Genomic DNA, 13,954 nt, shown 5'->3' on the forward strand with positions numbered 1-13,954 from the left:
GTTGGGCCCCGGTGGGGGGGCTCCCCCCCGGTCGGGGGGTGCCCCGCGGGGCGGGGGGGCCCCTTACGGGGGGTGGGGGGGCCGCGTGGGCCGCGCCCCGCACTCCACTCACGGTCGTCCGGTCAGACGGCGAGCGCCTGGGCGCGGCGCTTCACCTCCGTACCGCGATTCTCGCTCAGGGCCTGCGCCGGGGTTCCGGGCAGGCTGGGGTCGGGGGTGAAGAGCCAGTCCAGCATCTCTTCGTCGTTGTAGCCGTCGTCCCTCAGGAGTGTCAGGGTCCCCGCGAGGCCCTTGACCACCTTGTCGCCGTCGATGAAGGCGGCAGGCACCTGGAGCGCACGGTTCTCACCACGTCGTACGGCGATCAGCTGGCCTTCCTTCACCAGCTGCCGTACGCGCGTCACCTCGACACCCAGCATTTCCGCGATGTCGGGAAGGTGGAGCCATGCGGGGACGAGAGCATCGATCTTTGCGTCAATCTCGGTCACAAGGACAAGCGTGCCATCCCGGACGGGCGGCCGGTAGCCGGGCCGGGCGTACGAGGCCGTGGCCAGCCCTAGAGCGCCGCCGATTTCAGCGGGACGGAGGAGTCGGCGGCCCGCGCCGGATCGATCCGCGCCCCGGCTTCGACGAGCTTGCGCCCCTGCGCCAGGTCACGGGGCCTGCCGACGGCCAGCACGGCCACCAGGACCCCGTGGCGCAGCCAGAGGACCGTCCAGGACGGGTCGGCGGGGTCGCCCCGCCACAGCAGCGTGTCGGCCCCGGTGTGGTGGCCCGCGTACTGGACGAAGCGTCCGAACTGCTCGGACCAGAAGTAGGGCACCGGGTCGTAGGAGCTCGCTGCCCCGCCGGCCAGGGCCGCCGCGACCGTCCTGGGGCCCTGGAGGGCGTTGTCCCAGTGGTGGACCAGGAGCCGCTCCCCGTAGCGGGCGGAGGGGAAGGAGGCGCAGTCGCCGACCGCGTAGACGTCGGGCAGCGAGGTGCGCAGGGAGCTGTCGGTGGTGACCGAGCCGTCCGCGCCCAGCGCGATGCCCGAGTCCGTGAGCCACCCGGTGGCGGGCCGGGCGCCGATGCCCACGACCACCGCCCCGGCGGGGATCACCCGCCCGTCCGCCAGGTGGACGGCGCCCTGCCGGACACGGTCGACGCGGGCGCCGGTGATCAGTTCCGCCCCGCTCTCGGCGTACCAGCCGGCCATCGGGGCGGCGACCTCGGCGGGCAGAGTGCCCGCGAGGGGCCGGCCGGCGGCCTCGACGACGGTGACCGCGCACCCGGCGGCGCGGGCCGCGGTGGCGAACTCGGCGCCGATCCAGCCCGCCCCGACGACGACCACGTCGTGCTGCCGCTCCAGGACCGGCCGCAGCCGTGCGGCGTCGTCGAGGGTGCGCAGCAGATGGACGCCGGGCACGCCCTCGGATCCGGGCAGCGCGGCGGGTTCCGCCCCGGTGGCGAGGACCAGTACGCCGTAGCCGACGGGCCCCTCCGGGGTGTCCAGCTCGTGCGCCCCGGAACGCAGGCCGGACACGTCGAGCCCCAGGCGCAGGGTGATGTCCAGGGCTTCGAAGTCGACGTCGAAGGCGGAGTCCTCTGCCTTGCCCAGCAGGACCGCCTTGGACAGGGGCGGCCTGTCGTACGGCTGGTGCGGTTCGGCGCCGATCAGGGTGACCGGGCCGGTGAAGCCCTGTTCGCGCAGGGCCACGGCCGTCTGCACGCCGGCCATGCCGGCGCCCACGATCACGACGTCCCGCGGCCGGTCCCCCGCTGCCGGGTCCTGTGTCTGCTCGTTCACCCGACCACCCTAAGGGCTGCCCCGTGACATGGCGTCAGCGCGGGAGCTCCTCCACGACGCTCGTCCCGCTGCCCTCCTGGGACTCCCAGTGCCAGGTCTCGTCCAGGCGGACCCTGCCGTCGGGCAGGTCGGTGACGAGGGAGACGCAGTGGCCGCCGGAGGTCGTCCCGTCCCGCTTCAACTGGACGTAGCGGAAGTCCAGGGCGTCCGCGTCCCGGGTGCCGACGAGGTGTCCCCGGACGACGTCCCCGCCCGCGTACTCGGCCCAGATCCGGCCGTCCCGCTCGTGGTACGTGAACCGGGTCAGGGTCCCGACCTGGCCGGGGGCCTGGTCCGCCACCGGCGAGAGGACGAGTCCGTCGAGCGAACGGGCCACGGGCGCTGCTCCCTTACCGGCGGCGGGGTCTAGGCTGGCCACCGTAAGGCACTCGCGGGAGTCCGGACGCACCGGGCTGAGAGGGAGGCTGACCGGCCTCCGACCGTACGAACCTGATCCGGGTCATGCCGGCGAAGGGAGGGGCTGGACGCCCATGCGCATCTCCACGGACACCTCCGACGTCCTGGTCGTCGGAGGCGGGCTCATCGGCCTGGTGACCGCCTGGCGGTCGGCGCAGCGGGGCCTGCGCACCGCGCTGGCGGATCCGGAGCCAGGCGGCGGGGCCGCCCAGGTCGCGGCCGGGATGCTGGCCGCCGTCACCGAACTCCACTACGGCGAGCAGATGCTGCTCGGCCTCAACGTGGCCTCCGCGCAACGCTATCCGGCGTTCGTGGCCGAGCTGGAGGAGGCGAGCGGCCGGACGACCGGCTTCCGGGCCTGCGGCACCCTGTCCGTCGCCCTGGACTCCGACGACCGGGCGCACCTGCGGGAACTGCACGTACTGCAACGGCGTTCGGGGCTGGAGTCCGAGTGGCTCAGCGGCCGGGAGTGCCGCCGCCTGGAGCCGATGCTCGCGCCGGGGGTGCGCGGCGGGCTGCGGGTGGACGGCGACCACCAGGTGGACCCGAGGCGGCTGGCCGCGGCGCTGGTCACCGCGTGCGAGCGGGCGGGGGTGGCCTTCCGCCGTGACCGGGCCCGGCGGCTCTCCGTCACGGGCGGCCGGGCGGCCGGGGCGGAACTCGCCGACGGCACCCGGCTCACGGCCGGCCAGGTGGTGCTCGCCGGCGGCAGTCTCAGCGGCCGGCTGGAGGGGCTGCCCGAGGACGTCGTACCTCCGGTGCGCCCGGTGAAGGGGCAGGTGCTGCGGCTCACCGTGCCGCGCGCGTACGCCCCCTTCCTCAGCCGGACCGTACGGGCCGTGGTGCGCGGCAGCCAGGTGTACCTCGTCCCGCGCGCCGACGGCGAGCTGGTCGTCGGCGCGACGACCGAGGAGCTGGGCTGGGACACCACGGTCACGGCGGGCGGGGTGTACGAGCTGCTGCGTGACGCCCACGAGCTGATACCCGGCATCACCGAACTGCCGCTGACCGAGACCCGGGCCGGGCTGCGGCCCGCCTCGCCGGACAACGCGCCGCTGCTGGGCCCCACGGCCCTGCCCGGCCTGCACCTGGCCACCGGGCACCACCGCAACGGGGTGCTGCTGACCCCCGTGACCGGCGAGGTGATGGCCCATGTGCTGACCGCGGGCGAGCTGCCCGAGCTCGCCCGCCCCTTCTCGCCGCACCGCTTCGCCCCCGCCTCCCCGGGGAGCGCGCCGGCCCGCACCCCCGGACAGACCACCCCCGCGTCGCAGGAGCAGCCCGTATGACACAGCCCGCCGCCGTACCCGTCCACGTCTCCGTGTCCGTCAACGGGGAGCGCCGCGCCCTCCCCGCGGGCACCACCCTGGACACCCTGGTCGCGGGGCTGACCGCGGCGCCCTCGGGTGTCGCCGCCGCGGTCAACGAGACCGTCGTCCCCCGCGGGCGGTGGTCGGCCACGGCCCTCACCGACGGCGACCGCGTCGAGGTCCTCACCGCGGTCCAGGGGGGCTGACCGTGTCCGGCGATCTCCTCACCCTCGGCCCGGCCACGTTCTCCTCGCGGCTGATCATGGGGACGGGCGGGGCACCCAGCCTGGACGTGCTGGAACGCTCCCTGGCCGCCTCGGGCACCGAGCTGACCACCGTCGCGATGCGCCGGCTCGACCCTTCCGTCCAGGGGTCGGTGCTCTCCGTCCTGGAGCGCCTCTCCATCCAGGTCCTGCCGAACACCGCGGGCTGTTTCACCGCGGGCGAGGCCGTGCTGACGGCCCGGCTCGCCAGGGAGGCGCTCGGCACCGACTGGATCAAGCTGGAGGTCGTGGCCGACGAACGGACCCTGCTGCCCGATCCGGTCGAGCTGCTGGACGCGGCCGAGATCCTGGTCGACGACGGTTTCACGGTCCTGCCCTACACCAACGACGACCCGGTCCTGGCGCGCAGGCTCCAGGACGTGGGGTGCGCGGCGGTCATGCCGCTGGGCTCCCCCATCGGTTCCGGCCTCGGCATCCGCAATCCCCACAACTTCCAGCTGATCGTCGAGCGGGCGACGGTCCCGGTGATCCTCGACGCCGGAGCGGGGACCGCGTCGGACGCGGCGCTGGCGATGGAGCTGGGCTGCTCCGCCGTGATGCTCGCCTCCGCGGTGACCCGGGCGCAGGAGCCGGAGCTGATGGCCGCCGCGATGCGGCACGCGGTGGACGGCGGGCGGCTGGCGTACCGGGCGGGGCGCATCCCGCGCCGGCACTTCGCCGAGGCGTCCTCGCCCGTGGAGGGCCGTGCGGTGCTGGACCCCGAGCGGCCGGCCTTCTGAGTCCGGGGGCCCGGCGGAGCCCTCCTGGTCACAGCATGTGCATGCCCCTGTCACGGCTCGGCACCGGAACGGCCCCGGGGGGACCCGGGACCGTCCGGGGTGTCCGTGGCGGATCGTAGACTCGCTCCGTGGACACGACCCTCCAGGACCCCCTCGTCGGGCAGCTGCTCGACGGCCGCTACCGCATCGATGCGCGCATCGCCGTCGGCGGTATGGCCACGGTGTACAGGGCCGTGGACACCCGGCTCGACCGGGTGCTCGCCCTGAAGGTGATGCACCCGGCGCTGGCGACGGACGCCGCGTTCGTCGAACGCTTCATCCGCGAGGCCAAGTCCGTCGCCCGGCTCGCCCACCCGAACGTGGTGGGTGTCTTCGACCAGGGCGCCCAGGGCGCGTACGTCTACCTGGCGATGGAGTACGTCGCCGGGTGCACCCTGCGTGACGTCCTGCGCGAGCGCGGGGCGCTTCAGCCGCGGGCCGCCCTGGACATCCTCGAACCGGTGCTGGCCGCCCTCGGCGCCGCGCACCGCGCGGGCTTCGTCCACCGGGACATGAAGCCGGAGAACGTCCTGATAGGGGACGACGGCCGGGTGAAGGTCGCCGACTTCGGCCTCGTACGCGCCGTGGGCACGGCCACGGACACCACCGGCTCGCTGCTGGGCACGGTCTCCTACCTCGCCCCCGAGCAGATCGAGCAGGGGACCGCCGACACCCGGTCCGACGTGTACGCCTGCGGTGTGGTGCTCTACGAGATGCTGACCGGCGGCAAGCCCCACACCGGGGACACCGCCGCCCAGGTCATCTACCAGCACCTGAACGAGGACGTGCCGGCGCCGTCCGCCGCCGTCCCCGGCCTGGCCCCGGGGCTGGACGAGCTGGTGGCCGCCGCGACGGCCCGCGCCCCCGGCGCCCGTCCGTCCGACGCGGTGGCCCTGCTCGCCCGGTCCCGGGAGATACGCGCGGACCTCACCGAGGAGCAGCTCGACGCGATGCCCCCGCAGGCCCTCGCGGAGTCGCACGACGCCGCCGAGGACCGTACGAGCGTGATCCCCCGGGTGATACCGGCGGGCCAGGGCACCGCGCACCACACCAGCAGGCTGGAGATGCCGCCGCAGGATCCGGAGCCCCGGCGGCGGCGCGGGCCCTTCCACGGCCGGGGCCGTCGCGGGGTGATCGCCCTGTTCGCGGCCGTCCTGCTGGTGCTGGGGGCCGGGGCGGGCGTCTGGTACATCAACTCGGGCCAGTTCACCCGGGTCCCCTCCCTCCTGGGCCAGACCCAGAGCACGGCCGAGAAGCGGATCGCGGACGAGGGCCTCGGCCTCAAGGGCGTCGAGCGCGCCTACAGCGACACGGTGAAGCGCGGCACGGTGATCAGCAGCGATCCGGCCTCCGGGGAGCGCGTCCGCGGCAACGCCGCGGTGAAGCTGGTGGTCTCGCGCGGTCCGGAGGTCGTCGAGGTTCCCGATGTCGAGAGCCTCGCCCTCGCGGAGGCCAAGCGTGAGCTGACCGGGTCGGGGTTCGCGCCCGGGATGGTGACCAGGGAGTTCAGCGAGGAGATCGACCGGGGCAAGGTCATCCGCACGGATCCGCGGGCCGGCACGGAGCGCCGGACCGACTCGGCGGTGGCCCTGGTCGTCAGCAAGGGCAGCCCCGTCGACGTGCCCGATGTCACCGGCCTCTCCGTCGACGAGGCCACGGCCGCGCTGGACGAGGCGGGTCTGAGGACGAAGGTGCTGCCCGGCCGGGTCGACTCCCCCGAGGACGCGGGCGGCGTCGCCCGGCAGTCGCCCGGCAGCGGCGCCGAGGCCGCCGAGGGGGACACCGTGGAGCTGACGGTCTCCAAGGGCCCGCGCATGGTCCAGGTGCCCGACGTCACGGGCAAGGACGTCGACGAGGCACGGAGCACACTGGAGGGGGCGGGGTTCGAGGTCAAGGTCGACCGGCCGTTCCTCTCCTTCAGCGACACGGTCGGCAGCCAGTCGGTCGAGGGCGGCGCGAAGGCCGCCGAGGGCTCCACGATCACCATCAGGACCAAGGGTCTGTAGACCCACCGAGGAATGGCGGCACATGCGCAACCCGATCGGCGGTCACGTTCCCGTGGCCGGCGGACTCGCCAAGGCAGGCCTGGGCTACGCCCGGGAGCTGGCGGCGGAGACCGTGCAGGTCTTCGTCGCCAACCCGCGCGGCTGGGCGACACCGCCCGGCAACCCGGCACAGGACGACCTGTTCCGTTCGGAGTGCGCCGCCGGCTCGGTTCCGGCGTACGTCCACGCCCCCTATCTGATCAACTTCGGCTCGCACACCGAGGCCACGGTGGAGCGTTCGGTCCTCTCGCTGCGCCACTCGCTGCGCCGGGCCCGGGAGATCGGCGCCCTGGGTGTGGTGGTGCACACGGGCTCGGCCACCGGCGGACGCCCGCGCGAGGAGGCCCTCGCCCAGGTGCGCACGCACATGCTCCCGCTGCTGGACGAGCTCACGCACGACGACGACCCGTTCCTGCTGCTGGAGTCGACCGCCGGGCAGGGCTCCTCGCTCTGCTCACGGACCTGGGACTTCGGGCCGTACTTCGAGGCCCTGGACTCCCACCCCAGGCTGGGGATCTGCCTGGACACCTGCCACATCTACGCGGCGGGCCACGACCTGACGGGCCCCGCCGGGATGCGTCAGACCCTGGATCTGCTGGTGGACACCGTCGGCGAGGGCCGGCTGAAGCTGATCCACGCCAATGACTCCAAGGACGTGGTGGGCGCCCACAAGGACCGGCACGAGAACATCGGCGCGGGCCACATCGGCGCCGAGCCGTTCCGTGAGCTGTTCGCCCACCCCGCCACCGAGGGCGTGCCCCTGATCATCGAGACGCCCGGCGGCAAGGAAGGCCACGCGGCGGACGTGGCCCGGCTGAAGGAACTCCGGGGCCCCGCCGCGAAGTGAGGGCCGGCGTCGTGCTCGTGCCCCCGGCGGCTCAGAGTTCGGGGCCGTCCCCGGGCTCCTCCTGGTAGGAGTAGCGCTGCTCGCTCCACGGGTCGCCGATGTTGTGGTAGCCGCGTTCCTCCCAGAACCCGCGCCGGTCGGCGGTCATGTATTCGATGCCCCGGACCCATTTGGGCCCCTTCCAGGCATACAGATGCGGAACGACCAGTCGCAGCGGGAATCCGTGTTCCGCGGTGAGCAGTTCGCCGTCCTTATGGGTGGCGAACAGCGTCCGGTCCGCCGCGAAGTCGTCGATCCGCAGATTCGAGCTGAATCCGTATTCGGCCCAGACCATCACGTGCGTCACCCGGGGGCCGGGCGGTGCGAGTTCCAGGACCTCACGGGCGAGGATTCCGCCCCATTCGGATCCGAGCATGCTGAATTTGGTCACGCAGTGCAGATCGGCGACGACCGAAGAGAAGGGAAGCGCCGTGAATTCCTGGTGATTCCAGCAGTGCTTGTCGCCGTCCGCCGTGGCGCCGAAGACCCGGAACTCCCAGCGGTCGGGTCTGAACTTGGGGACCGGGCCGTAATGGGTGACCGGCCATCCCCGCTGCAGCCGCTGCCCCGGCGGAAGCCCGGACTGCTCTGCTGTGCCGCGTTCCCGGCTTTCCGGCTGACCCATGCCTCCATGGTGACAGACAGGCAGGGGTGGTCATGACCAGGGGAGAGTCGATTCGGGCAACTCGTACTAAGCATGCACTTACTGGACGACCGCTTGGCGCGGTGCGAGGATGCGCGCAAACATGCCCAGTTCACCGGTTGGAAGGAGCCTCTGCGATGCAGGGCGACCCCGAGGTCCTCGAGTTCCTCAACGAACAGCTGACCGCCGAATTGACTGCCATCAATCAGTACTTCCTGCACGCGAAGATGCAGGAGAACTTCGGCTGGACGAAGCTCGCGAAGTACACACGGGCCGAATCGTTCGACGAGATGAAGCACGCGGAGATCCTCACCGACCGGATCCTGTTCCTCGATGGGCTGCCCAACTACCAGCGGCTCTTCCACGTGCGGGTCGGCCAGACGGTCACCGAGATGTTCCAGGCCGACCGCCAGGTCGAGGTCGAGGCGATCGACCGCCTCAAGCGGGGTATCGAGGTGATGCGCGGCAAGGGCGACATCACGTCGGCGAACATCTTCGAGTCCATTCTGGAGGACGAGGAGCACCACATCGACTATCTCGACACCCAGCTGGATCTGGTCGAGAAGCTCGGTGAGCCCCTCTACATCGCCCAGGTGATCGAACAGCCGGAGAGCTGATCCGCCGGGAGTCCCCGCGCGGCGTGCCGACGCCTCAGGCGGCGTCGGGGAGCCTGACGTCCGGCGTGGCGCCGAAGGCGGCGGGCGCACCGGCCGGGGCGCCGCCCGGAGCCGTACGCCCTTCGACGAGCTCGCGGCGCGGGCAGTCGCCGCGGCCGAGGAGCGCCTGGATCCTGCGGACGCAGCCGCCGCAGTCGGTGCCGGCCTTGCAGGCCGAGGCGATCTGGCGGGGCGTGCACGCTCCGCCGTCCGCATGCCGCTTGACCTGTTCCTCCGTGATGCCGAAGCAGGAGCAGACGTACACGCGGTTCACCTCCCGACGGGTCGATCGTGGCGCCGTCCCGAATTCTCGGTGAGGCTAACCTAACCTTACCCGCGAGCCCCGGTACGCAAAAGCCCCGGTACGCCCGTGGGGCACGGATCACATCGATCCGTGCCCCACAGGTGTCACCGGGGACGGTCCCTACTGGTCGCGGTACATCTCGGCGACGAGGAAGGCCAGGTCGAGGGACTGGCTGCGGTTGAGGCGCGGGTCGCAGGCCGTCTCGTAGCGCTGGTGGAGGTCGTCCACGAAGATCTCGTGGCCGCCGCCGACGCACTCGGTGACGTCGTCACCCGTGAGCTCGACGTGGATGCCGCCGGGGTGCGTCCCGAGGCCCTTGTGCACCTCGAAGAAGCCCTTGACCTCGTCCAGGACGTCGTCGAAGCGGCGCGTCTTGTGCCCGGAGGCCGCCTCGAAGGTGTTGCCGTGCATCGGGTCGGTGACCCACACCACCGCCGCACCGGAGGCGGTGACCTTCTCGACCAGCTCGGGGAGCTTGTCGCGGACCTTGTCGGCGCCCATGCGGACGATGAAGGTCAGCCGGCCCGGCTCGCGCTCGGGGTCGAGGCGGTCGACGTAGCCGAGGGCCTCGTCGACGGTGGTCGTCGGGCCGAGCTTGATCCCGATGGGGTTGCGGATCCTCGACGCGAACTCGATGTGCGCGCCGTCCATCTGGCGGGTGCGCTCACCGACCCAGACCATGTGGCCCGAGGTGTCGTAGAGCTGGCCGGTCCGCGAGTCGGTGCGGGTCAGCGAGGACTCGTAGTCCAGGAGCAGCGCCTCGTGCGAGGCGTAGAACTCGACCGCCTTGAACTCGGCCGGGTCCGTGCCGCACGCCTTCATGAAGTTCAGCGCGTTGTCGATCTCGCGGGCCAGGGCCTCGTAACGCTGCCCGGACGGCGAGGACTTCACGAAGTCCTGGTTCCAGGCGTGCACCTGGCGCAGGTCGGCGTACCCGCCGGTGGTGAAGGCCCGCACGAGGTTCAGCGTGGAGGCGGACGCGTGGTACATCCGCTTCAGCCGCTCGGGGTCCGGGATGCGGGCGGCCTCGGTGAACTCGAAACCGTTGACGGAGTCGCCGCGGTAGGTCGGCAGGGTCACGCCGTCGCGGGTCTCGGTCGGCTTGGAGCGCGGCTTGGAGTACTGACCGGCGATCCGGCCGATCTTGACGACCGGCACGGAGGCCGCGTACGTCAGGACGGCGCTCATCTGGAGCAGGGTCTTCAGCTTGGCGCGGATGTGCTCGGCGGACACGGCGTCGAAGGCCTCGGCGCAGTCGCCGCCCTGCAGCAGGAACGCCTCGCCCTTGGCGACGGCTCCCAGGCGGGCGCGCAGCTGGTCGCACTCGCCCGCGAAGACGAGCGGAGGATACGACTCGAGGTCCGCGAGAACGTCGCGCAGAGCCTCGGCATCGGGGTACTCGGGCTGCTGCGCCGCGGGAAGGTCTCGCCAGGTGTGGCCACCGGCGACGGAGGTGTTGGCGTTCACGGTCACCTCGACAACATTACGGGGTCGGCGGGCGCGCCCCGTCCGGCCGCTCAGCAAATGAGACGCGCGCTCATCTGTCCACCCCTTCCGCTAGGGTACGGGGCATGTTCGCGCCGACGACCCAGAACTGGTGGTGGACCGCTCCTCCGGCGGCCCGCTGACTCATCGCGCGTACAGACTTCGCGAAGGCCGCCCCGAGGGGCGGCCTTCTCCGCGTTCCGGAGCCGGGTGCCGTTCCTCCCCCAGGAAGGACCACCCATGCCCGACCGCACCGCCGCCCTCCTGTCCGCCCTGCTCCACGACGACGCCCCGCCGTTCGCCCTGCTGCGCAGGCGGACGCCCGGCCGGGACCACGACACGGTGGAGGTCCTGACCGGGGACATGCTGGAGGTGGACCGGCTCGCCGCCGTCCCGGTGGGCGAGCTGCCCTCCCTGGCCCTGGTGCCCTTCCGGCAGATCGCCGAGCGCGGTTTCGACGTGCGGGACGACGGCACCCCGCTCGCCGTACTGGTCGCGGACGAGGTGCGGGAACTGCCGCTGGCCGAGGTGCTCGCGCATCTGCCCGGCCACGACGTACGGGTCCGGGACGGCGCCTTCGACGTCTCCGACGAGGAGTACGCGGACGTCGTCCGGCGGGTCGTGGAGGACGAGATCGGGCAGGGCGAGGGCGCGAACTTCGTCATCCGGCGGACCTTCACCGGTGAGATCCCCGGTTTCGGCCGTGCCGACGCGCTGGCACTGTTCCGGCGGCTGCTGGCGGGTGAGCGCGGCGCGTACTGGACGTTCGTCGTGCACACGGGGAGCGCACCGGCACCCGGACGGCCCGGCCTCGGCGGACGGACGCTGGTCGGGGCCAGTCCCGAGGTCCATGTGCGGATGTCCGGCGGGACCGTCGTGATGAATCCGATCAGCGGGACCTACCGCTACCCGGCCGGGGGGCCGACGGCCGAGGGTCTGCTGGCCTTCCTCGGGGACCGCAAGGAGACCGAGGAGCTCTCCATGGTGGTCGACGAGGAGCTCAAGATGATGTGCACCGTCGGTGACATGGGCGGGGTGGTGGTCGGGCCCCGCCTCAAGGAGATGGCCCACCTCGCGCACACGGAGTACGAGCTGCGCGGGCGGTCCTCGCTGGACGTGCGCGAGGTCCTCAGGGAGACCATGTTCGCGGCGACGGTCACCGGCTCCCCCGTCCAGAACGCCTGCCGCGTGATCGAGCGCTACGAACCGGGGGGCCGCGGCTACTACGCGGGCGCCCTGGCGCTCGTGGGCCGGGAGCCCGGCGGCGCGCAGACGCTGGACTCGCCGATCCTGATCCGCACCGCCGACATCTCGGCGCGGGGCGGGCTGCGGGTCCCGGTGGGGGCCACGCTGGTGCGCCACTCCGACCCGGCGGGTGAGGTCGCCGAGACCCACGCGAAGGCGGCCGGGGTGCTCGCGGCGCTGGGCGTCCGGCCGGGCCGCCCGGAGTCGGAGGCGGTCCGGCCGCGGCTGGCCTCCGACCCGCGGGTGCGGGCGGCCCTGGACGACCGGCGCGGCGGGCTGGCGCCCTTCTGGCTGCGCATGCAGGAGCGCACGGGGGACCTCTCCGGCCACGCGCTGGTGGTGGACGGCGAGGACACCTTCACGGCGATGCTGGCGCATCTGCTGCGCACCTCGGGCCTCACCGTGTCGGTGCGCCGCTACGACGAACCCGGGCTGCTGACGGCCGTACGGGCGCACGAGGGGCCGGTGGTGCTCGGCCCCGGCCCCGGGAATCCGGCGGACACGGCCGATCCGAAGATGCGGCTGCTGCGGGGGCTGGCCGCCGAGCTGGTGCGGGAGCACCGGCACGGACTGCTCGGTGTCTGCCTCGGCCATGAGCTGATCGCGGCGGAGCTGGGCCTGGAGATCGCGCGGAAGGCGGTGCCCCACCAGGGGGCGCAGACCCGGATCGACCTGTTCGGGAGGCCCGAGACCGTCGGCTTCTACAACAGCTTCACCGCGCTCTGCGACGACGCGGCGGCCGTCGAGCTGAGCGCCCACGGCATCGGGGCGAGCAGGGACCCGGCCTCCGGTGAACTGCACGCGCTGCGCGGCCGGGGCTTCGCCTCGGTGCAGTTCCACCCGGAGTCGGTGCTGACGCTGCGGGGCGCGGCGATCGTGACGGAGCTGCTGGCGGCGCTGCCGGTGCTCGGCGGGTGATCAGCCCGCCGGGGGCCCGGGGAGCGCCGGGACCAGGAAGTTGTCGCTGCGGCGGCCGGCCAGGTAGTCGGTGACGTTGCGCACCGTGGCGTCGATGATCTGCCCCACGGCGTCGCGTGTGTAGTACGCCTGGTGCGAGGTCACGATGACGTGGGGGAAGGTCACGAGCCGGGCGAGGGTGTCGTCGTCGATGCCCTCCATGGACCGGTCGACGTAGAAGAGCCCCGCCTCCGCCTCGTAGACGTCGAGCCCGACACCGGTGAACCGGCCGGCCCGCAGCTCGGTGACGAGCGCGCGCGTGTCGATGAGGCCGCCGCGGCTGGAGTTGACCAGGATCGCGTCGTCCTTCATCGCGGACAGCGCCTCCTGGCCGATGATGTGCTGCGTGGCGGGGAGCAGCGGTACGTGGAGGCTGATCAGGTCGGCCTCCGCGAAGAGCTGCTCCTTGTCCACGTAGGTCATGCCGAGCGCCGTGCAGGCGGGGTTCTCGGCGACGTCCCAGCCGAGCAGTTCCATGCCGAAGCCGTGGGCGATCCGGGTGAAGGCCTCGCCGATCTTCCCGGTGCCCAGCACCCCGGCCGTACGCCCGTGCATGTCCCGGCCGAGCAGCCCGTCGAGCCGGAAGTCGAAGTCCCGGGTGCGGCTCACCGCGCGGACGACGCGGCGGTTGACGGCCATGGCGAGGGTCCAGGCGAATTCGGCGACCGAGTGGGGCGAGTAGTACGAGACCCGGGCCACGCGCAGCGCGAGGCGTTCGGCGACGTCCAGGTCGATGTTGTTGAAGCCGGTGGAGCGCTGGGCGATCATCTGCGTCCCGCCGGCCGCGAGGGTCTGCAGGACGCGGCTGCCGAGGTCGGCGTTGACGCTGGTGGAGATGATCTCGTGGCCCGCGGCGATCGGTGCGGTGTCCTCGGTGAGGAAGACGTCCAGGCAGCGGACGTCGTGCAGGCCGGCGAAGGCCTTCTCGATCAGCGGCTTCTCGTCGGACTGCACGCCGAATGCCAGGATTTCCACGACGTCTCCCGGGTGAGGGGGTGGGGCCGGTCCTCGCGAATATAAGGCGTACCCCCGGGGCGGGGGGGGGGGGCGGCGGGGCCGGCGCGGCGCGGCGGGCGCGGGGGGGGGGGGGGGGGCCGCCCCCCGGGACGGGGTGGGCGCGCACCACCACCCCAGGG

Annotated in this window: 15 protein-coding genes and 1 riboswitch; of the genes, 8 read left to right on the top strand and 7 right to left on the bottom strand. The window is 72.8% G+C overall.

The features are described 5' to 3' along the window. Positions 1–122 precede the first annotated feature (122 nt). The 3 genes from ACFVS9_RS12035 to ACFVS9_RS12045 form a co-directional block, all read right to left on the bottom strand. Positions 123–488, bottom strand: coding sequence for an Rv2175c family DNA-binding protein (locus ACFVS9_RS12035; RefSeq protein WP_383116069.1), 366 nt, complete (start codon positions 486–488; stop codon positions 123–125). Between the two features lie 68 nt (positions 489–556). Then, positions 557–1,789 carry an NAD(P)/FAD-dependent oxidoreductase gene (locus ACFVS9_RS12040; RefSeq protein ID WP_389931660.1) on the bottom strand — a complete coding sequence of 411 codons (1,233 nt, stop codon included), beginning with the start codon at positions 1,787–1,789 and terminating at the stop codon, positions 557–559. A 34-nt stretch (positions 1,790–1,823) separates the two neighbouring features. Further along, positions 1,824–2,165 (bottom strand): hypothetical protein, encoded by a 342-nt coding sequence (locus ACFVS9_RS12045; protein ID WP_389931661.1) that lies wholly within the window; start codon positions 2,163–2,165, stop codon positions 1,824–1,826. 44 nt (positions 2,166–2,209) lie between these two features. After that, a riboswitch (TPP riboswitch) is annotated at positions 2,210–2,322 on the top strand. Here ACFVS9_RS12045 and thiO point away from each other — a divergent pair. The 5 genes from thiO to ACFVS9_RS12070 all read left to right on the top strand — a co-directional run bounded on the left by thiO (position 2,320) and on the right by ACFVS9_RS12070 (position 7,489). After that, complete coding sequence (gene thiO, locus ACFVS9_RS12050) at positions 2,320–3,534, top strand: glycine oxidase ThiO (protein WP_389931663.1); 1,215 nt, start codon at positions 2,320–2,322, stop codon at positions 3,532–3,534. (Overlaps the previous riboswitch by 3 nt.) Further along, complete coding sequence (gene thiS, locus ACFVS9_RS12055; RefSeq protein ID WP_383116073.1) at positions 3,531–3,761, top strand: sulfur carrier protein ThiS; 231 nt, start codon at positions 3,531–3,533, stop codon at positions 3,759–3,761. The genes thiO and thiS overlap by 4 nt, the downstream gene beginning before the upstream one ends. 2 nt (positions 3,762–3,763) lie before the next feature. Then, complete coding sequence (locus tag ACFVS9_RS12060) at positions 3,764–4,558, top strand: thiazole synthase (RefSeq protein WP_383116074.1); 795 nt, start codon at positions 3,764–3,766, stop codon at positions 4,556–4,558. A gap of 128 nt (positions 4,559–4,686) precedes the next feature. Further along, on the top strand, positions 4,687–6,603 hold the full coding sequence (gene pknB, locus ACFVS9_RS12065; protein ID WP_389931664.1) for a Stk1 family PASTA domain-containing Ser/Thr kinase: 1,917 nt from the start codon (positions 4,687–4,689) through the stop codon (positions 6,601–6,603). 22 nt (positions 6,604–6,625) lie between these two features. Next, positions 6,626–7,489: a deoxyribonuclease IV gene (locus ACFVS9_RS12070; protein ID WP_383116076.1), complete on the top strand. Its 864-nt coding sequence runs from the start codon at positions 6,626–6,628 to the stop codon at positions 7,487–7,489. Between the two features lie 31 nt (positions 7,490–7,520). On the opposite strand, the gene ACFVS9_RS12075 is transcribed toward ACFVS9_RS12070, so the two are convergent. Then, the gene (locus ACFVS9_RS12075) at positions 7,521–8,153 is read right to left on the bottom strand and encodes a sulfite oxidase-like oxidoreductase (protein WP_383116077.1); all 633 of its coding nucleotides are present in this window, start codon (positions 8,151–8,153) and stop codon (positions 7,521–7,523) included. Positions 8,154–8,308: 155 nt separating this feature from the next. Here ACFVS9_RS12075 and bfr point away from each other — a divergent pair, with 155 nt between their 5' ends. Beyond that, the gene (bfr, locus tag ACFVS9_RS12080; protein WP_383116078.1) at positions 8,309–8,788 is read left to right on the top strand and encodes a bacterioferritin; all 480 of its coding nucleotides are present in this window, start codon (positions 8,309–8,311) and stop codon (positions 8,786–8,788) included. Positions 8,789–8,822: 34 nt separating this feature from the next. On the opposite strand, the gene ACFVS9_RS12085 is transcribed toward bfr, so the two are convergent. Continuing rightward, a complete protein-coding gene (locus ACFVS9_RS12085) occupies positions 8,823–9,092 on the bottom strand; it encodes a bacterioferritin-associated ferredoxin (protein WP_389931667.1) in 270 nt (89 codons plus the stop codon). Positions 9,093–9,251: 159 nt separating this feature from the next. Continuing rightward, the gene (locus ACFVS9_RS12090) at positions 9,252–10,598 is read right to left on the bottom strand and encodes a class II 3-deoxy-7-phosphoheptulonate synthase (protein WP_383116083.1); all 1,347 of its coding nucleotides are present in this window, start codon (positions 10,596–10,598) and stop codon (positions 9,252–9,254) included. Positions 10,599–10,702: 104 nt separating this feature from the next. Between ACFVS9_RS12090 and ACFVS9_RS12095 the strand changes: the two genes are divergently transcribed. Continuing rightward, entirely contained in the window at positions 10,703–10,759 is a 57-nt protein-coding gene (locus ACFVS9_RS12095; protein WP_383116084.1) for a trp operon leader peptide, read from the top strand. A gap of 97 nt (positions 10,760–10,856) precedes the next feature. After that, positions 10,857–12,779, top strand: coding sequence for an anthranilate synthase family protein (locus ACFVS9_RS12100; RefSeq protein ID WP_383116080.1), 1,923 nt, complete (start codon positions 10,857–10,859; stop codon positions 12,777–12,779). Here ACFVS9_RS12100 and ACFVS9_RS12105 read toward each other — a convergent pair whose 3' ends face one another. Continuing rightward, the gene (locus ACFVS9_RS12105; protein ID WP_383116081.1) at positions 12,780–13,793 is read right to left on the bottom strand and encodes a 2-hydroxyacid dehydrogenase; all 1,014 of its coding nucleotides are present in this window, start codon (positions 13,791–13,793) and stop codon (positions 12,780–12,782) included. Positions 13,794–13,954: the final 161 nt, after the last annotated feature.

This window comes from Streptomyces sp. NPDC058008 (assembly GCF_042886395.1).
GTDB lineage: Bacteria > Actinomycetota > Actinomycetes > Streptomycetales > Streptomycetaceae > Streptomyces.